This is a genomic window from Maribacter taeanensis (genome assembly GCF_047345145.1).
Lineage (GTDB): Bacteria > Bacteroidota > Bacteroidia > Flavobacteriales > Flavobacteriaceae > Maribacter_C.
This window is the reverse complement of sequence record NZ_JBLFER010000005.1, coordinates 175,428-194,788: the sequence shown is the minus strand read 5'-3', so window position 1 is coordinate 194,788 and position 19,361 is coordinate 175,428. Positions and strand designations below refer to the sequence as shown.

19 protein-coding genes and 1 tRNA gene are annotated in these 19,361 nt (G+C 36.1%); 8 read left to right on the top strand and 12 right to left on the bottom strand.

All coding sequences use genetic code 11. The features are described 5' to 3' along the window. Positions 1-24: 24 nt before the first annotated feature. The 6 genes from ACKWCD_RS15815 to ACKWCD_RS15790 form a co-directional block, all read right to left on the bottom strand. Positions 25-2,148, bottom strand: coding sequence for a peptidylprolyl isomerase (locus tag ACKWCD_RS15815; RefSeq protein ID WP_413984926.1), 2,124 nt, complete (start codon positions 2,146-2,148; stop codon positions 25-27). Between the two features lie 177 nt (positions 2,149-2,325). Continuing rightward, entirely contained in the window at positions 2,326-3,555 is a 1,230-nt protein-coding gene (locus ACKWCD_RS15810) for a hemolysin family protein (protein ID WP_462037683.1), read from the bottom strand. 258 nt (positions 3,556-3,813) lie between these two features. After that, positions 3,814-4,449: an LPS export ABC transporter periplasmic protein LptC gene (gene lptC / locus ACKWCD_RS15805; RefSeq protein ID WP_413984924.1), complete on the bottom strand. Its 636-nt coding sequence runs from the start codon at positions 4,447-4,449 to the stop codon at positions 3,814-3,816. Position 4,450: 1 nt separating this feature from the next. After that, on the bottom strand, positions 4,451-5,821 hold the full coding sequence (locus ACKWCD_RS15800; protein WP_413984923.1) for a tetratricopeptide repeat protein: 1,371 nt from the start codon (positions 5,819-5,821) through the stop codon (positions 4,451-4,453). A 41-nt stretch (positions 5,822-5,862) separates the two neighbouring features. After that, positions 5,863-7,137, bottom strand: coding sequence for a hypothetical protein (locus ACKWCD_RS15795; RefSeq protein WP_413984922.1), 1,275 nt, complete (start codon positions 7,135-7,137; stop codon positions 5,863-5,865). Further along, positions 7,138-7,866, bottom strand: coding sequence for a type III pantothenate kinase (locus tag ACKWCD_RS15790; RefSeq protein WP_413984921.1), 729 nt, complete (start codon positions 7,864-7,866; stop codon positions 7,138-7,140). It lies immediately after the preceding gene. Between the two features lie 102 nt (positions 7,867-7,968). On the opposite strand from ACKWCD_RS15790, the gene ACKWCD_RS15785 reads away from it, so the two are divergent. Continuing rightward, positions 7,969-8,041 (top strand) — tRNA-Phe (locus tag ACKWCD_RS15785). Between the two features lie 80 nt (positions 8,042-8,121). Here ACKWCD_RS15785 and ACKWCD_RS15780 read toward each other — a convergent pair. Together ACKWCD_RS15780 and ACKWCD_RS15775 are read right to left on the bottom strand one after the other, a co-directional pair. After that, the gene (locus ACKWCD_RS15780) at positions 8,122-8,307 is read right to left on the bottom strand and encodes a hypothetical protein (RefSeq protein ID WP_413984920.1); all 186 of its coding nucleotides are present in this window, start codon (positions 8,305-8,307) and stop codon (positions 8,122-8,124) included. An 82-nt stretch (positions 8,308-8,389) separates the two neighbouring features. Then, the gene (locus ACKWCD_RS15775) at positions 8,390-9,949 is read right to left on the bottom strand and encodes a glycoside hydrolase family 32 protein (protein WP_413984919.1); all 1,560 of its coding nucleotides are present in this window, start codon (positions 9,947-9,949) and stop codon (positions 8,390-8,392) included. Positions 9,950-10,029: 80 nt separating this feature from the next. On the opposite strand from ACKWCD_RS15775, the gene ACKWCD_RS15770 reads away from it, so the two are divergent. Genes ACKWCD_RS15770 through ACKWCD_RS15740 form a run of 7 tightly spaced genes read left to right on the top strand, consistent with a single transcriptional unit; the run spans position 10,030 to position 15,023 of the window. Then, positions 10,030-10,530: a rhodanese-like domain-containing protein gene (locus tag ACKWCD_RS15770; protein ID WP_413984918.1), complete on the top strand. Its 501-nt coding sequence runs from the start codon at positions 10,030-10,032 to the stop codon at positions 10,528-10,530. Between the two features lie 43 nt (positions 10,531-10,573). Beyond that, positions 10,574-11,245 (top strand): TIGR04282 family arsenosugar biosynthesis glycosyltransferase, encoded by a 672-nt coding sequence (locus ACKWCD_RS15765; RefSeq protein WP_413984917.1) that lies wholly within the window; start codon positions 10,574-10,576, stop codon positions 11,243-11,245. Further along, positions 11,242-12,063, top strand: a complete 822-nt coding sequence (locus ACKWCD_RS15760; protein ID WP_413984916.1) for a purine-nucleoside phosphorylase — start codon at positions 11,242-11,244, stop codon at positions 12,061-12,063. The genes ACKWCD_RS15765 and ACKWCD_RS15760 overlap by 4 nt, the downstream gene beginning before the upstream one ends. A 7-nt stretch (positions 12,064-12,070) precedes the next feature. Beyond that, a complete protein-coding gene (arsM, locus tag ACKWCD_RS15755) occupies positions 12,071-13,036 on the top strand; it encodes an arsenosugar biosynthesis arsenite methyltransferase ArsM (protein ID WP_413984915.1) in 966 nt (321 codons plus the stop codon). A gap of 19 nt (positions 13,037-13,055) precedes the next feature. Next, entirely contained in the window at positions 13,056-13,982 is a 927-nt protein-coding gene (locus tag ACKWCD_RS15750) for a DUF547 domain-containing protein (RefSeq protein ID WP_413984914.1), read from the top strand. Beyond that, on the top strand, positions 13,969-14,673 hold the full coding sequence (locus ACKWCD_RS15745; RefSeq protein WP_413984913.1) for a TIGR04283 family arsenosugar biosynthesis glycosyltransferase: 705 nt from the start codon (positions 13,969-13,971) through the stop codon (positions 14,671-14,673). Before ACKWCD_RS15750 ends, ACKWCD_RS15745 begins: the two co-directional genes overlap by 14 nt. After that, positions 14,673-15,023 carry a hypothetical protein gene (locus ACKWCD_RS15740; RefSeq protein WP_413984912.1) on the top strand — a complete coding sequence of 117 codons (351 nt, stop codon included), beginning with the start codon at positions 14,673-14,675 and terminating at the stop codon, positions 15,021-15,023. Before ACKWCD_RS15745 ends, ACKWCD_RS15740 begins: the two co-directional genes overlap by 1 nt. On the opposite strand, the gene ACKWCD_RS15735 is transcribed toward ACKWCD_RS15740, so the two are convergent. The 4 genes from ACKWCD_RS15735 to ACKWCD_RS15720 all read right to left on the bottom strand — a co-directional run bounded on the left by ACKWCD_RS15735 (position 15,024) and on the right by ACKWCD_RS15720 (position 19,310). Then, the gene (locus ACKWCD_RS15735; RefSeq protein WP_413984911.1) at positions 15,024-16,088 is read right to left on the bottom strand and encodes an N-acetylmuramoyl-L-alanine amidase family protein; all 1,065 of its coding nucleotides are present in this window, start codon (positions 16,086-16,088) and stop codon (positions 15,024-15,026) included. A gap of 135 nt (positions 16,089-16,223) precedes the next feature. Then, positions 16,224-17,483, bottom strand: a complete 1,260-nt coding sequence (locus ACKWCD_RS15730; RefSeq protein ID WP_413984910.1) for a POTRA domain-containing protein — start codon at positions 17,481-17,483, stop codon at positions 16,224-16,226. A 95-nt stretch (positions 17,484-17,578) separates the two neighbouring features. After that, the gene (locus ACKWCD_RS15725; protein WP_413984909.1) at positions 17,579-18,307 is read right to left on the bottom strand and encodes a hypothetical protein; all 729 of its coding nucleotides are present in this window, start codon (positions 18,305-18,307) and stop codon (positions 17,579-17,581) included. Position 18,308: 1 nt separating this feature from the next. Continuing rightward, positions 18,309-19,310 carry a glycoside hydrolase family 113 gene (locus ACKWCD_RS15720; RefSeq protein WP_413984908.1) on the bottom strand — a complete coding sequence of 334 codons (1,002 nt, stop codon included), beginning with the start codon at positions 19,308-19,310 and terminating at the stop codon, positions 18,309-18,311. Between the last annotated feature and the right edge of the window lie 51 nt (positions 19,311-19,361).

Below are 19,361 nucleotides of genomic sequence, written 5' to 3'. Positions count from 1 at the left end.
TGATATTTTTATTTAGAAGTACTACTAGTAAAAAGCAGATCTATTATCTTCAATTTCAGCAGCCTCTTTCAAAGCATTAAAAACTGCAGTATTCACTTTTCCTGCACTTGAAGATTTTAAGGTATTAGCATATGTACTATAATTATCTAGTGCTGCTGCCTCCTCTTTCTTAGTTACTGTAAACATAAATACACCTGTTTCTCCTTCAATCAATCCTGAAGTATCACCTTCATTCATAGCAAAGGCAGCACCCACAACAGCGGCTTCTCTTCCTGCACCAGGAATAGTTGGAGACTTTACTGTTAACGCACTTGCATTTGAAGTAGCAACACCTGCATCTTTTGCCAAGTCAGCAATAGATTTTCCTTGGTGTTGACCAATGATTTGTGCCGCTTTTCGTTCTTTTCTTATTTTCGGAAGAATACTAGCAGAAGCATCTTCTACTGACATTACACCCTCTTTGTAAGATGCTGTCAATTGCACAACTGCATAGCCATTGTTTATATTGAAACGTTTGATATCGCCAATTTCAGTATCTTCATTAAAGGCCCATTGTACGATATTACGTTGGTTTGTAAGTCCTGGTAGATTTTCGTCTAAAGCTTTAATTTTATTGACAGGTCTTACCAAATATTCGCTTTCTTTCGCCAAATCAGTGAAAACTTTATCTCCTGAAGTTGTGGCCATTTCAAATTTAGTAGCATTGGTAAATAAGTTATTGATAGTCTCTTCTGATGCTACAATTTCTCGCCCTAGAGTGGCTATTTGAACAAGATCTTCTTTATCATCAACTCGTATTACATGAAAACCAAAATCAGTTTCTACCAAACCAATAGACCCAACTCTATTCCCAAATGCAAAGTCATTGAATTTAGGCACCATAGTACCTTCTTGAAAATACCCTAAGTCACCTCCATTGGGAGCAGAAGGACCATCTGAATTATCACGTGCTAATTCAACAAAAGCAGCACCAGGTTTTCTAGCATCTCTCAATAATCGTTTTGCTTTCTCTTCAGCTTCTTCTTTAGTTCTCTTTATCTCAGGATTAGCTCTCTCTGCACCTTCATAAGTCACTAAAATATGACTCGCTTTTACTGAACCATTTGCTTTTCGCGCCATCATCTTGGAAATTTTGAAAAAACCCCCATCACGATAAGGCCCATAAGTTTCTCCAACTTTCAAAGTCATCAAAGTATCTGCATACAAACCAGGCAAAGCTTTTTTCGCTTTAAAAATAGTATCAAATTTAATATCAGAGTTACGATCTAAAAAGGCGTTAACATCCGTAGTGCTACTAAAACCTAATATGGTGTCATTCTGCTTGGTAGTTTCATTAAACTCAATAGTATTGCCCATTAATTTAGCTAGTCCATCTTTTACTCCTGTCTCGTCCGCTTCAGATGGAGTTTCTTCAAAGTATACAAACTGAAGGTCTCTCGATTCTTCTTGTTTGTAATCTTCCTTATGAGCATTGATATAGGCGGCTATTTCACTTTTGGTTACTGCGATCGTACTATCTGGAATAGAAGAGTATGGTACTCTTACATAATTCAAATCAACCTTGTTATTCGCCAGTTTATAATCTAGTTCTCCTTCTTTTAAAGTAGCTCCTACACCCGCTTTTATCAAATTGAAATAGGCCTGCTCTTTCGCACTTTGAATAATATTCTTTTCATCTTGCAACCATAGATCATACTGCGCTGGGTTATTCACCTTCATATCGGCAATAAAATCACGAAATTTATTTTCATCGAATATGCCGCTTTCATCTTGAAACTGAGGGCTCTGAGCATAGCCAGGAATTGTTTTGATATAGTTCATGATTTGATCTTGTTCAATATCAATACCTAAATCTTCAAACTGTTGCCCTAAGATTGAATTACGAACTTCTTGATCATATACTTGATTCACCAATTGCATTGAAGAGCTATTTGAAGATCTTCTTGAAGCAGCTTCAATTTTTTGTCTAAACGCATCAACAGAAATTTCATCACCATTGATTTCTGCAACAGCAGAACCAACTTTGCTCGTACCGCTGCCGATATCACCGTTTACAAAAATACCTGATACTACAAATGCGAATAAGGCCAAACCAATGATCAATATCAAAATGGTCGTTCTCTTTCTTATATTCTCTAAAATTGCCATTATATGGAGTATTTAAAATCAGTTTGCGAAATTACCATTTTCTTTTCATCTGTTCAAATTTATTGCAGCTATCTATATGAGGTAATCCACTGATATTGCTATTTATCTGAAGGAAAATATAGAAAAATACTTATTAAGGCGGAGAAGCTTATAAATAGAAGGTAAAAGCAATTGAAATTATTCCTTTTCTAGAACTTCAAGTCTCACCAAATCTATTTTAGTATTAGAAACTTCTAGAATGGTAAAACGGAAGTTTTCAATATCAATCTCTACATCTTGTTCAGGAATTTCACCTGTTTCATTTACAATCAAACCACCGAGTGTTTCATATTCATCACCTTCAGGCAGTTCTAGTTTGTAATTTTCATTTAAATAATCTACATCAAGCCGAGCCGAGAGTTTAAATGTTGTTTCTGAAATAACTTCTTCAATAAGGTCAGTTGAATCATGCTCATCTTCAATTTCACCAAAGAGCTCTTCGACAATATCTTCAACCGTCATGATACCAGAAGTACCTCCATATTCGTCAAGTACAACGGCAATACTCTTGTGCTTTTTAGTTAGCACATTCAGAATATCATGAATAAGCATCGTTTCAGGCACTAGCTCAACGGGTCTTAAAATACTTTTTATAGTCTTTGGCTTTTTAAAAAGCTCAAAAGAGTGCACGTACCCAATGATATTATCTACAGTATCTTTAAAGATTAGTATTTTAGAATACCCCGTTTCGGTGAATAATTTAGTTAGATTTTTAGGTGTTTCATGCAATTCTACAGCCGCTATTTCAGTTCGAGGCACCATAACTTCCCGAGCTTTCACAGCAGAAAATTCAAGTGCATTTTGAAATATCTGAATCTCTGAATCTACATCATCTTCTTCTTCAACAGTTTCCATCTGTTCAGTAATATAATCACCTAGCTCTATTTTACTGAATGCTAACTGCACATCATCTCCATCTGTTTTGAAGAAGACTTTCAAAATAAAATCGGATATCTTGATTACAAACCAGGATAAGAATCCGAATATAATATAAAAGAAATAGGCAGGTAGTGCCAATACTTTCAACAAGGTGTTTGAATAAATTTGAAACAGCACTTTAGGTAGGAATTCAGCAGTAATTAAAATAATTAAAGTAGATATGATGGTTTGCGTCAGCAAGCTAAAATCCGTCAACAATAGTTTAATAAAGCTAGACGATGCGGGAGATATGCTAAGAAACCACTGCATCAAAAGCTCTCCCATAAAAAGGCCATACACTACTAGTGCTATATTATTGCCAATGAGCATGGTAGCGATGAACTTTGAAGGTTTTTCAGTAATTAAGGTAAGTACTTTTGCCAAAAAACCTTCTTGCTTCTTTTCTATTTCAATGTGGATTTTATTGGCAGAAATGAAGGCAATCTCCATTCCAGAAAAGAAGGCAGAAAATAATAGGGATAGGATTATTACAACAATAGAGGTGTCCAAAATTACTCTTGGTTTTCACGATTTCTTTGCTCGAATCTTTTTCGATATTTCCTACGAAATAAAAACATTCCTATGGAAGCTACTGCAAAGAAAATGAACAAATAAGCATAGTTACGATCAACATTCCAAACTTGTGTAATCTTATAGACCGAAAAAATAGCTACAAATAAGTACAAATATTCAGTATACCTTAAAATCTTAATCATCTAGTGTTTCTTTTTCTAGTGGTTGTTCTTTTTCTTCAGGAATCAACATCAAACCGTTGGTTTTATGTGCATAAAGAAAATTACGGTCTTTGCTAAAATCCATACCTTCGCCGTCCATTATGGTTCCATCTTCAGGATTGGTATACGTAAATTTCTCATGTGTAAAAATCCATTCATTATCTTGATCTAGATAAAGCTGGGGAGTTTCCAATTTTTTCCCATCGTGACTTTCTAAAACTACATTACCACGTAAATCTATCAAATTCGTGGCAGAATAAATAATTCCGTAATCAGCTTTAACGATACTCTTTTGATCTTCATCGTCAAAAAAATCCAATAACAATCCGTCAGGAAAAGTACGATACGGAAATTCTAAATTTGTAAAATCTTCTTGTTTGGGACTGGTCAAAACGGTAATCACTCTTGAAGATTCTGTAGTATCACCCACTATAATATCTTTCGTCTCAGTATAGGTAAGTACAAAGTTCTCAGCAATACCCACAGGAAAAACATTTTTCTTAGCTTCATCTCCTACCCTCTTATAATTATCAGAACATGAGCCAAAAAAAAGCATTGCCATGAAAATCACGGCAATGCTTTTAATAGTATCAAATATGGGTTTAATCATTTTATAGACTAGGTACCTTTACGCTACCACCCACCCAACAACTGAAGCTTACTGTTTTACCAGCCATACCTTCAGTAAAGATCATTTCTTTGGTAGGAGCTTTAGCAGAATAGCTAGCTGCTGATTTATTCGCTCTAGAACTTAAAGAAGGATCAACTCTACCAGCTTTACGAGCCATATCAGCTGCCTTCCAGTAAATGGCACGTTTTTCAAATGTAGTTGTACCACATTGGTTAGCACTAGTTGCGTACAAATTAGCAATTAACAAATATGCTTTACCATTTGAAGGATCTGCATCAATAGCCTTCTGAGCATACTTTCTAGCAGTACCTTTGCTTCCTCTTCTGTAAATTGTTGCCACCTTATAGGCTATTTTAGATCTTTTCTTAGCGTCTGTCTCTAAACCTAATGCTTTATCAAAATCTGCGACAGCGCCTTTTTTATCACCAGCCTTACTTTTTAAAGTACCACCATATACATAAGCATCAGCAGAAGGATCTAAAGCCAACTGCGCTTCAAATAGCTTTTTAAACATTGGGTCATCAGTACACTCTTTGTTGAACATTAGACCAACAGCTCTTTTTACCCAAACTACATTATCCTTATTTGCATCAAAAGTTTTTTGATACAACGGAATCAAATTGGTACAATCTGCTAACGGACCTAACTTCGCATCAATGCTACCTGCAATTTGCCCAAAAGACTTCGAGTTCTTCGTATCAGCACTCAGTCTCTTTTTCTCTTTAGCAGTCAAAGTACCTGCTTCCTCCTTTGGAAGTAATTTGCTAATACGATCTGTAAGTTTGCCGTTTTCCTCTTCTATTTTCACGGTAACATCATCATACACGTCAAAAACTTCCTGTAAATCTTTACTACCAGCTTTGTGTAAGTCTACCAAACTAGAAAAGTACAGGTACAACGCTTTAGGGTTTTTGAAATTAGATCTATCTTCCGTGTAAGCTTTCCCGAGCATAGTGTAAATCTGATCGTCAGACAGCATTTTGTTATCATACTTTAACAATACTTCTTTAATCATCATGTCAGCCATTTTCGTTTTCTTTGGAAAATGAACCATTCTATTTTTGTATAGCTGCTCTAGGTCAGCAATAAAACCATCTTTGTCAGCTCCTGAGGCCTTTTTGATTTTATCTTTCAAAATTCTTTCACCAACTGTAAAATTTGCAAGATTTACTCCAGGACACGTTTCATAAACCATTTTCCATGGTGTATAAGCCGCGTCATAGTTTTTAACTTTTGCGTGCTCAACATAAATAGAGAGGTTGGTCATACACTCTGTATTTTGAGCTTGGGCATTGCTAATCGCCATTGACCCTAGAAGCATAATTGCTGTAAAGTAGAGTTTCGTTTTCATAATCTTTCTGTTTTTGAAGTGGTTAATGTACTAAATTTTAGTTAGTTAATCTTTCTTTTCTGGAACCATCTATCGTTTAATGAGAGTCCTATATTTATTTTGAAATAATTTTCTTCTATCAACATCATTTCAGTAGTTCCTCTTTTTCCAAACTCAAAACCGAGGTTAACATTTGAAAAACCACCTGCTGCTGTGGATAGTGGTAGACCAACTCCAAAAGTTATGCCAAAGTTTTGAATCTCTGTATTGTTAATCACCATACCCGTATTGTTCATGCGCACTCCTGCACGATAAGTAACTCTTTTGAAATAGTTATTAAATGAGGTGTAATTTGGAATAAAATAGCCGCCAAGGGCAATTGTGCTGGCATCTTGATATCTCAAATTATCCACTTCCACAAAATCATTGGTAAATGAACTCAGACCTTGAAAACTATATTCCGCACCTAAAAACCATTTTTTACTTTCTCCAAAGCCTAAACCCAAAGTAGTTCTTGTAGGTATCTTTAACTCGGTATCTTTTAGTCCCTGAGCCTGTAGATTTACATCAACCTGTTCAATAGCCTGATTACTAGATGTAGAAAATGATCCTATTTCTTTTGTATTCCGAGACGTAAGATTCGCCTGGGTATTCACACGAACTGAAGTATACAAAGTATATTTATCCTTTATTTTGGGAGTATAATTCACGGCATAATTGAAATCTAATCCGTTGATACGAGATGTTCGATTATCAAATGCCCCGAATTGCACATTTTCAACGGTTTGCGTTCTTCCGTTTTCAAGCGTACCAAAATTAAAATTAGCAGTAACCCCGATGCTTAAAGCTTTAGTAAACTCATAACCTAAGGATAAATACACCTTATTTAAGCCGCCAAAACCAGTATATTGATTCGTAACAGCAGCTTGATTTACGTTAACAGATTCTGAAACAATATTATAGCCTACAGAGGTGAAGGGTTTAATACCAAAACCTAATCCGAAGCCTTTCCCTACATTAAAACCGAGTGCCAAATAATCAAGATTTGTAACCTGATTCTGCTCTTCCGCAGAAGTGCTATTAAGTGTCAATCTTTGATGAGAAAGTCCACCTGAATAAACGGTAAGACGAAGTTTTCCATAAGCAGCGGGGTTTTGTAGATTAACATGAATGCTATCTGCATACATACCAATACCGCCCATCATTTGATTTTCAACTGTTGCAGTTGTTCTAAAATCACCGATACCAAAAAAGGAATATGGGGAAACAGAACCGTCTTGAGCATTTAATCCTATAGCGGCGAAGCACACTATTGCAAATCCAATTTTTTTGATCATTTATCGCTTGTTGTATTCCAACAAATTGTTTAATCCCTTGAGGAGAAATTTGGAATCCGCAAATATGGTATTTTTTAATCGTTTTGACAAAAATTGGGCGTCACCGCCTGTTAAAATAACTGTTAAATCTTCAAAACGAGATTGATACCTATCAATAACACCATCAATTTCTTCTAGAATTCCATTTACGACTCCACTATGAATGCTAGAATTCGTGGAATTTCCAATCAAGTCCAAAGGGTCATCTAATTCGAGAAGTGGAAGCTTGGCCGTTTGATTATGAAGGGCCTCATACCGCATATGCATTCCGGGTGAAATACTCCCTCCTAAATACTCTCCGTAGTCATTTATCATATCATAGGTAACACATGTTCCTGCATCAATTACAAGGGTGTTTCCTTTCGGATTAAAATAAAATGCTGCTGTGGCCAAAGCAATGCGATCAACACCTAAAGTATTGGGAGTGGCATATGAATTCTTAAAAGGAACTTTAGAGCTATGATCTAATACATGGACTTGGCAAAAGACAGAAAGCGCTGCGATAGCTTTTTGATTCAAATTACTAACGGCAGAAACAATTGCCCAACTAATATTGGGGTAAGAATTGAATATCTCTTTTACCTTTCCGATAAACTTTTCGCTTTCTATACTATCATCAAAAAGCAAGTTCATTTTATCAAATACAGCGAGCTTCACTGAGGTGTTACCTGCATCTATAATTAGGTTCATACCGCAAAGATTGCAAATAGTTCAAGAAACCTAAACCTTTTTTCATCTTTTTGTTTGTATATCCTAAATTTGAAATTATATTTGCAGCCCCTTTTGGGGTATGGTGCCTTAGCTCAGTTGGTAGAGCAATGGACTGAAAATCCATGTGTCCCTGGTTCGATTCCTGGAGGCACCACAATAAAACCCTGCATTTGCAGGGTTTTTTGTTTACTCCTTTTACTTTCTACTCGATTTGCAAAGTCTAGCTATACTTTTTTAACTCCATTTTTTAATCTCATCAAAATAAGTACCGCCATTACTAAAGGTAACAATAGCCAATATTAATTGCATCCAATTTATTACGTAATAATTCTCATAGAGATTAATAGCAAAGGTTTTATCTCCTAAAAAGTTGGCAAATAATAAAGCACCAAATAAGATGACTAAAGTTTTTAATTTCATAATGTTCTGCTACTTGATTTAAGAAAAAAAGCATTAAAGAAGTAAAATTTCTTTCACCTCAAGAGTCTCGTCCATTAAGGGGCTACCAAATTCTCTTCACAGCATTCACCTGAAAACCCTCTAAAGCAAAAGCAGCATCTCCTAAATTCTCAATAGTTAAATCTGAATAATTCTCACTGGGAAATAATTGTGCGGTCATTACATATTGCCCCTTATTGATAAAGACTTCAATTGAAGAATGGTCTATTAACACCCGAACCTCGTATTCTCCTTCAGGTAAATCAGACACAGGCATGATTTGAACACTAGCAAAATCATCTTGAAAATCAACTTTTCCAGAATTTGTTCGATCAAGAAAAAATTGTTTCTCTTCACCAAACATGGTTAAAAGCACTTCTTCACCTAAACTATTGCTCAATTTCAATTGAAAGTCTTTTGTAGTCGTTTGAAATTTCATTTCAGATTGATTCAAATTCTCAGAGGGTAGGATTTCTTTCGAATCTCCAGCAACAGTTATTTCCTTTTTATCTGTCTCATCGATTATCAATTCAAGATTTTTAATTGGGTAATTAAACAGACTATAATCTCCATTAATTTTGCGTAATGATAAAGTTCTGGGTACTGTCATTGCGCTTCTCCATTTTTCGGTTGGTGTATCTCTTGCGTAGCTCCAATTACTCATCCATCCTATGAAAATTCGTTCCTTTTTTGGTGCATTATCATAGGTCACCCCAGCATAATTGTCAGTTCCCCAATCTATCCATTTGACTTCGGTTTGGTCGGTAGTAAATTTTTCGCCATCAAACTCACCCACAAAATATTGGGTGCCACTACCTCCATTTGGCGCCCCGGGATTCATACTAATTAACAAAACCCATTTTTCTTCTTCGCTGCCTTCAACTTTTAAAGGGAAAAGATCTGGACATTCCCAAACACCTCCGTGAGCGCCCTGGTCCTTGCCGAATTCGCTCAGTTTCGTCCATTCTTTCAAATTGTCAGAATTCCAAAGTTGTAGATGGTCTCCCGCAACCAAACTCATTATCCAAGTATGGTTTACTTCATCCCAAAAAACTTTTGGGTCACGAAAATCTTTAATTCCATCATTTCCTATGACTGGGTTTCCTTCATATTTCGTCCAAGTATCGCCATTATCTAGGCTATAGGCAATTCCTTGTGTTTGAAAATCTTTTCTACCTGCCTTTTCACCTTCCATAAGGTGATAGGTAAAAATCGCAACGAGAGGAGGGTTATCTTCTGTACCAAAACCCGAAGTATTTGCAAAATCTACTACTGCACTTCCAGAAAAAATCAGCCCATGTCTATCAGGAAACAGGGCAATGGGCTTATGCTCCCAATGCACTAAATCTTTACTGGTTGCATGACCCCAATGCATGGGTCCCCAGACAATGTCCTCAGGATAATATTGATAGAACAAATGATAAATACCTTGGTGATAGACCATACCATTCGGGTCATTCATCCATTTTTCTTCCGGAGTAAAATGAAACTGTGGTCGGTAAGGTTCGGTATAATAATCCGTCTTAACGGTTGCTGCTACTTCGGGTTTTTGATCTTTGTTTTTACAAGAAATCAATGTCGTAAAACAAAGAATGAAAACGAGTAATCTGGTTGGTAAATTCATTTTTTGAATATTTAAATGATGTGAGGCTCATTTTAAAGCCTTTCCTAAAATAGTATCTTTGTCTAATTATTAAAAATAGTATGCGATTTCTTTTTTCATTTGTTCTATTTCTGGTCTTAGCCACTTCGATTTTCGCCCAAAAGAATTTGGACCGCACTTTAAGGCAACTCAATTCTGAAACTGTTCCTTATGTGCAGGTAGAGGAGCTGAACTCTTTAGAGAACACAGTTCTTTTAGATACACGTAAAAAAGAGGAATTTGAAGTTAGCCATCTAAAAAATGCTGTTTGGGTGGGCTATGAAAATTACAAGGAAGAAATAGTGACCTCGCAAATTAGCGACAAAAACACTCCGATAATTGTATACTGCTCCATAGGAGTTCGCTCTGAAGACATTGGTGAAAAGCTTCAGAAAGCAGGGTATACCAATGTAAAAAATCTTTATGGAGGTATTTTCGAATGGAAGAACAAAGGAAAAACAGTCTATAATAATGACTCTATTGAAACAGATAGTGTTCATGCTTTTGATAAACAATGGGGCAAGCTCCTCAAAAAAGGGATTAAAGTGTATAAGCTTGACTGAGCTTGCTTAAAATTCGTATTCCCCACAATTTTCAAAATTCACAATGAGTATTATCCTTCCCCAAGAAAAAAAGAAAGAAATCGCTACGGTTAACTATAACAATGTGGCATCAAAGAACCTATTATTGATCTTTACAAGAAACCCCGAGCTTGGAAAATGTAAAACACGCTTGGCAGCGACAGTGGGAAATGAAAGTGCTTTGGAGATTTATAAATTTTTATTGAATCATACTGCAAAATTAACGCAAGATGTAAACGCCGCTAAACAAGTTTGGTATTCTGAAGAAATTTGGGATAATGACATTTGGGATAATTCTCTTTTCGATAAAAGGCTTCAAAATGGCAATGATTTGGGTGTTCGAATGGCCAATGCTTTTCAAGAAGGATTTGCTTCCGGTTTTGAACGTATTATTGTTATCGGAAGTGATATGTATGACTTAAGTAAGTCCGATCTAGAGAATGCATTTAGTATGTTAAAAACAAAAGATTTTGTTCTTGGACCGGCAGAAGATGGAGGTTATTTTTTGTTAGGAATGAACACTTTCAAGCCAGAAGTCTTTCAAAACAAAACTTGGGGAACAGAAACTGTTTTGCAAGACACTTTGAATGACTTAAAAAAAGAAAATTTAAAACTATTAGCACCCAAAAATGATATCGACCTTTATGAGGATATAAAAGATATTGAGGTATTTCAAACTTATTTAAAAGACATATGATACTTACGAAAAAACAACTACAAGAATCTACCGAATACTTAAAAGGCAAAGGTTTTGAAGCTCCTGAAATTGGTATTGTTCTGGGTACTGGTTTAGGCAAACTAGCTGACGAAATAGAAAACCCGTTAGTGGCGCATTATAACCATATTCCGTTTTTTCCTTTGGCAACAGTTGAGTTTCATACGGGAAAGCTCATATATGGAACCTTTGAAGGTAAAAAAGTAGTCGTAATGCAAGGTCGCTTTCATCTCTATGAAGGGTATGATCTCATGGATGTTACCTATCCAATACGGGTAATGCACGAGTTGGGTATTCAAAAACTCTTTATCTCGAATGCAGCCGGCGCTATTAATCTCGATTTCAAAAAAGGAGATATGATGTTAATCGAAGATCATATCAATTTACAAGGGGGCTCTCCCCTTGCATTTAAAAACGTTGCCGAATTTGGTGATCGTTTCGTGGACATGGCAGCTCCTTATGATCTCGAAATGCGAAAAAAACTAATGAACATTGCTGAGAAAGAAGGTATCTCACTTAGAGAAGGAGTTTATGCATCAGTGGTTGGTCCGCAGCTAGAAACTAGGGCTGAATATCGCATGATAAAAACTATCGGAGCAGATGCGGTTGGAATGAGTACTGTACCAGAAGTAATTGTTGCCAATCATTTACGACTACCCATTATAGCAGTGTCTGTTTTAACGGATGAATGTGACCCTGATAATTTACAAGCCGTTAATATTCAGGAGATTATAGAAATAGCAGAAAAAACGGAACCGAAAATGGTGAAGTTATTTAGAGAGTTAATTAAAGAAATTTAGAAAATATATGAGTTATTTAGAAGCAACGAACGATTTATATAAAGAGGCAGCTTTAACCCCCGATGTTGGTCTTTGCTGTACAACGAATCCGATTTGGCAGTTCCCCGGACTTTCGATTCCGACGATAATGCAAGAAATGAATTATGGCTGTGGAAGTACGGTTTCTGCTCAAGATTTAATCAATAACCCGAAAGTCCTATATGTTGGTGTTGGTGGAGGAATGGAATTATTACAATTCTCATATTTTTCAAGACAAAAAGGTGGAGTTACCGGTGTTGACGTTGTTGATGAAATGTTGGAAGCTTCAGCAAAGAATTTCAAAATCGCTGAGGAAGAAAATGACTGGTTCAAAAGTGAATATGTAAACCTGGTTAAAGGTGATGCCTTGAATCTTCCTGTGGAAGATGAGAGTATTGATGTAGCCGCACAAAATTGTCTGTTCAATATTTTCAAAATAGACGATTTAAAAAAAGCCGTTGCTGAAATGTATCGCGTTTTGAAACCTCACGGAAGATTGGTTATGAGCGACCCTACTTGCGAACAACCTATGAATGATGAATTGCGAAATGATGATCGTTTAAGAGCATTGTGCTTGAGTGGAAGCATTCCTATCAAAGATTATGTGAAAGTATTGACGGATGCCGGCTTTGGAACTATAGAAATTCGCGCTAGAAAATCGTATCGCGTTTTATCTCCAAACCATTACCCTACGGACGAATTGATTTTTATAGAATCCATAGAAATTGCAGCTATTAAAGACCCGATGCCAGAAGATGGACCTTGTATGTTCACAGGAAAAACGGCAATATATTATGGTGATGAAGAATACTTTGATGATAAAGCCGGTCATGTTTTGATGCAAAATCAACCTTTGGCAGTTTGTGATAAAACAGCCGCGGCCTTGGCAAAAGCAAATGATCAAATTCATATAAGCGAAAGCACATGGCACTATAATGGTGGTGGATGCTGCTAATATTCTGACAAAACACACAATGGTTAAATTACTATTTGTTCTTTTAGGTTCATTTTGGTTGTCTTGTGGAAACACTGCCGAAGCCGTTCAAAACGAAACAGCTTCGTCCGAAGAGAAAACCGAAACTATTCAAGCCATGACTTCGGATACAATTACGGAGGAGGCTAGTGTTATATCTTCAGAAGAAATAATTCAAAGAGAACAACCTACAGAAGAGGTTGTAATTGAAAAAGAAGAACCTATAGAATCAAATGAGCTCCTCAAAGAAAAGACGAAAGTAATAGAAAACATGATTTCATTACCAAATCATGAACAATGGAACAAGCTTCTTACAACTTACGTAAATGACAAAGGTGATGTTGATTACAAGAGCTTCTTAAACGACATTTCCGCTTTAGAAGAATACCTTGACCATTTAGCAAAAAACAGCCCTAAAAAGGACTGGTCGAAAAATGAAAAATTAGCGTATTATATCAATCTTTATAATGCGGCAACGGTGAAATTGATTTTAGATAATTATCCCACTAAAAGCATCAAAGACATTAAAAACCCCTGGGGAAAAGATTGGGTTAAAACTGGAGAAGGTGTATTATCCTTGGGAGATATTGAACATAAGATTCTTCGCAAAATGAACGAACCTCGTATTCATTTTGCCATTAACTGTGCTTCCTTTTCATGTCCGAAATTATTGAATAAAGCCTTTACCGCTACTCAAATGGAAGCCCAATTGCAAAAAGCAACTGTCGACTTTGTCAATGACAGCAGTAGAAATATCATTTCTACAGAGAAAATGCTACTGTCAAATATTTTTAAGTGGTACAAAAAGGACTTTACAGAAAATGGTTCGTTAACAGACTATATAAAACCATATACAGAAGTTAATATCGATGTAGATACAGATATCGACTATCTTAAATACGACTGGAACTTGAATGAAGCCCAATAATCCCCGAATAAGTATAATAATTCCCGTATTAAACGAAGCGACTTCTATTGCCAAGATATTGAGGTATCTGAAGTCGAATAGTTCTTCTGAGAATATTAAGGAAATTATTGTGGTCGACGGGGGCAGTTCGGACAATACGGCGAATATTGCCTTCAATGAGCAGGTAAGTGTTCTCCATTCCAAGAAAGGACGGGCAAAACAAATGAATTTTGGTGCTCAAAACGCCACGGGAGAAATACTTTACTTCTTACACGTAGACACACTTCCTCCAAAGAATTTTGACCAGAGTATAATCGATGCCGTTTTGTTGCAAAACGACGTGGGTTGTTTTCAAATGAAGTTTGACAGTAAAAGTAGATTCCTTGCTTTTTTTGCTTGGTTTACCCGAATCAACATCAAACTTTGCCGTGGAGGCGACCAATCACTTTTTATTACTAAAAAGCTATTTTCCGAGGCCAAAGGTTTCAATGAAGACTATATTGTTTTTGAAGACAACGAATTCATCAATAGAATTTATACCATGACAAATTTTACCGTCTTGCCGCGTCATGTAAAAACATCTGCAAGAAGGTATGAGGAACGGGGTGAAGTTGCTTTACAATACCACTTTGGAATGATTCATTTGAAAAACTATCTAGGTGCGGGGCCAGAACAATTGTACGACTATTATAAACGAAAAATTGTCTCATAATGCCCTATGAATTCTTTCTGGAACTATTATTTCCTTTGCCCTTAAGGCATAAAAAAATGTTCGGGGTAGACTCCTATTATATTGGTGAAAAAATCATTTTTGCCCTTCGCAAAAAAGATAAGCTGTTGGAAGACAATGGAATTTGGATTGCATCAAAAATAGAACATCATCAAAAATTAAAACATAAAATTCGCGGGTTGAATGCAATCAAAAGTTATGGCATCAAAAGTTGGTTAGTACTTCCTGAAGAATTCGAGTATTTCGAAGAAGAGGCTGACAAGCTATCGGAACTGATAAAGAAGAATAGTGTATTAGTAGGCAATATTCCGAAGACCAAAAACAAGCGTTGACTATCGAATACGCCCAATCTCTCCGCCTTCAAAATCTAGAATAACTCCTTCAGAAATCCATTTCGCCAAAGCTTGACGATTATCAGGAACAAGAATTCGTTTCTGATCTTTCTTGTTGCGAATATTTCCGATTTCTATAAATGTCATTGCAGGATGCGTTTTCTTTACTAAATATAATGAGGTACGATCTTGAAAAGTTCCTGTATAGGTGCGGTTGGGCTGGTATTTTTTATATTTTTTTTCAAAAGTTTTGTGAATACTCTCCGCCAACTTTTTACCATTTTTACTCTTCTCATGGTGATAAAAAAACACATCAATGTTCTGACCTTTACTTCGACTATCAACATGTGTTACGATTAAACGCTGAAATTTTCCCTTATTCTTGCTATGAAGTTTGTTTACAATTTCAACTCTTTGACGCAGTCTTGCAACCTGATTTAGAGGAATTACTTTATCTCCATATGCGACTTCATCATGATCAATTTCTAAAATACGCTCTTCACGAATACCATCGTTGGGATCACGAATAATAACATACACTTCAGCGCCATGTGACAATAACTCCTTAGCCAATCTCAAGGTAATATCATACGCATACTCATCTTCTGCGAGCGACTTGCCAGCATAATTAGCCATTGCACCAGGATCTGGACCTCCATGACCTGAAACCAAATAATAAACGGCTCCCTTTAACCGTTCACTTTTCGAAAGTACAGTTGAATGTTTCTCTCCAAAAATCGAAAACTCTGTGCTTTCTATTTTCTTAATTTCTTTGGATTTCTTCTCAATAGAATCTACAACAGCAACAGGACTCACCTTAATAGCAGGAATTAAATAATCACGACCAGCGTATAAATGAACACTATCTCTAAGGTTGTCTAAATTCATGGCAATAAAATCGTCATACACCTCATACGGATTCATTCCTTGTTTTCTCAATAAGGAAAGAATACCATCTCCTTTTTCAGCAGTGGCTGTAACTAGGGAATCTTGAGAGTTTCCAGTAAAACCAACTAGCATAAAAAGCGATAAGAAAACGATATTTTTAAAAAATCGAAAAACCATATAAACCATTAATCTTTAATTGTAATTCAAAAATGATGCCTAGAAATGTACACCGCTGTAAAATTAGATACGTTTTTTGAAATGGAGAAGCTGCTCTAGAAAAATAGTTAACGATTTACTTAACAATCTTATAACCTAAAAATACTGCCCAATACCAAACACAACCCCTCGTGAAGCATCCTCAGTAATACCATATCCGTAATCAATACGAAAGATGGCATTAAAAATCTTTTTGTGAATAAATCGCACTCCCACCCCGGGATACACTCTTATATTTTGACTCTCAGCAAAATCACCAAAACCGCCGCCAGGGTTACGCCAAGAACCTCCATCTAAAAAAACATTGCCTTGTAGAACAAACCAATTTTTATCAACCAAAGTGTGTCGATATTCCGTATTGAAAACGATGGCTCCAGTACCTCTATCAATAGTATTACCAACACCACGAATATTCAGATTATTATCTACAGTAAAAGGTGCAAATGGGGTATCAACATTGCTAGCCAAACCTAGTCGCAAACGACTCGCCCAATTACCCTTTTGACCTATTCGATGAAAATAAGCAAAGTCATTAAACCCTATTAAAAACTCCGGTAAGCTAGTATCTGAACTTCCAACATATTGAAAATTTAATTGACTTCGAAATCCTTCTAGGTATTGATAAAAGTATTTCAAATCATTAAACTCGTAAATGAGTTTGAATAAGTGTTTATCAACATTTAATGCTTGAGGTACTTGGTCATTAGTAGCGCCTGATAGATACGAATAATCTTCTGTGAACAAACTAAACCCAAGTTCAAACCTATTTTTAAAATTTAATTCGTACAACCCTAAAACCTCAAAACCTCTGTTATTGTAGCGATAATCGGCTGTCGTATTATCAAAGAATACAGGTTCTCGGGTGGTAAAATCATGATAATTTATAGCCAAGCCTAGGTTTTTACTAAAGAGATTGGGCGCTTTTACGCTTAATCCGTAGGAATTAAAATTATCATATTGGTAAAATCCTCCAACAGTAATATTCCTTCCTAAAAGATTGAATTCTTGTAGTCCAATTCGGAAGGCAAAATCATCATTTGATGAAGTAAATAAGTTTGCAAAAGGTATCAAAGTAAAATTCTCCTCAATATTATAAAACACATTGTGACGCCCATCATCCGCAGAAAAAACTTGAAAATAAGCATGTGAAATAGCAGGCAATCGTTTCAAGCGTTCCATATCTTCAAGGATAATCGTCGAATCTAATGCCATTCCTGATTGCAGCTTGATAATCTTCTTTATGAAGGAAGTCTTTGTTCTTTTTGCGCCTTGAATTTTTACATCCGCGACTTTACCATCCTGAGCATAGCCAAGGGTCATTGCCAAAAAGACCAGAATGGAAAGAAACAACCTCAATTTGAAAATTTTATGTTAGCGAAGTCAAAGATACAGTATAGCCGTAACAAAAAAATCACAGCTTTTCATACACAACAAGGCTAGAGGTTTTTACCCTATTGAACTGCGAAAGTTTTTTCAGAAAATAGATTCACCCAATTGTCTTCACTAACACCCAATAAAGTAAAATTGTAAGAAGCACCCGACATTAAGGTTGGGGGTATACCTTGCGTTACATTCAAAACCACATTATCAAGATTGTAGTACTGAAAGTTTTTTTCAAAAGTATAGGTGCCTGACAATAACTTATTGGTAATATCGGACACTACGTGAAAATAAATTTTGGTATCAGTATACCTGCCGTCTTCCCATATAAAATTCGGCATATTCGTAGAGGCGTCAATGGAGACATTTTGTGAAATATATTGGGTAGGCCTCTTATTTTGTTTTAATCGTATTGGATTTGATAGATTGGTTTTGCCATCTTCATCAAAAGCAACAATAACCCATTTTTCATTGGTTGAAGACACTTCGAATTTCTTCAAAAACCCATTAAAAACATCTCGAATCGGAAACTCTACAGGAACATAATTTTCAAAATCATTCTTATCAACATTCTCATCTTGGGTCTCGAAATATCTAAAATTAGTAGTATTCGGCCTTGGATAAAAAAATACACTTATCAAATCATCATCTGCATTACTAGCAGCGCAGGCGATAACATTATCTAAAATTATCTGTTTACTTGACAGAGTTGAATCTAAGGTAGGTGCTAAAATATTTTCGGCATCTGTAGAACAACTCAGAATTAAAAGTGCGATAATGGGGGGACAAAATCGAAACATATCAATTGGTTTTATAATATTCAGTAATAACTTTTTGAGCGGGTTTATTTTGAGGAGTAAAGCGATTATTTTCAGTACCGCCAGATTCTTTGTGATTGATAAACCACTTCCAAACATATCCACCAGCAAACCAATCTTCCTTCCAGAACTCTTCAAATAGGGCTTTTTTAGCGTTGACCTGACCTTCCAAATTAACACCTTCTTCATGACGCTCTACTTCCCATGGTTTTTTGGCTGTATAGTCCATACTTCGGTACCCAAATTCGGTAAAAAGAACAGGCTTGTTTTTAGTTTTTGAAAGATTCGCAATCTTTGTCTTCCAAGGCTTCCACCCTTTTTTTAACTGTTCTATAGATGGTGTTTTTTCCTCTGACAATGGAAAGTATGCGTCTATACCTATATAATCAAGATCTTCCCAAAAGGTTGTTCTTGTGTACTCGTCCCAGTTAGCGGCATAGGTCAATTTTCCTCTGTACACCTTCCTGATTTTTCGAACCAGGTTCTTCCAATACGTTGGTCTATTTTTCACGAATTGCTCCAATTCTGTGCCAATACATAAAATATCTGCTTTAGTTTCTTCGGCTAGTTCTGCGTAGGTTAAAATGAAATTATCGTATGATTTTTCCAAAGTTTTCCATTCTTCTTCAGATTTCATTTGAAGTGTTCCTGTGAACTCTCCACGCCAAATCCAAATTTGGGGTTTGACCATTACTTGGACTCCGTTTTTCTGTAGGAGTTCGATATATTGTTTAGCCCCAATTTTAGTTTCTCCAAACCATTGTCGGTCGGTATTATGAATGATTTCAGGGGAATTGATATCTCGAATAAATCCGAAGGGCATTACCGCCGCATGATTTGCATTTATCGATAGTACCTCATCAACATGTTCTTGCTTTGCCTCTTCTCGGGAAGCAACAAAACTCACTCCATTTATTTTTGGAACGACCTGACTAGCACATGAAAACTGCAGCAAGGAAAGCAATAAAAAACCTAAAACCCTCATTTATTTGCACTTAGCCTGCAAAAATAAGGGTTTTCGGGGGATTTTTTTTAA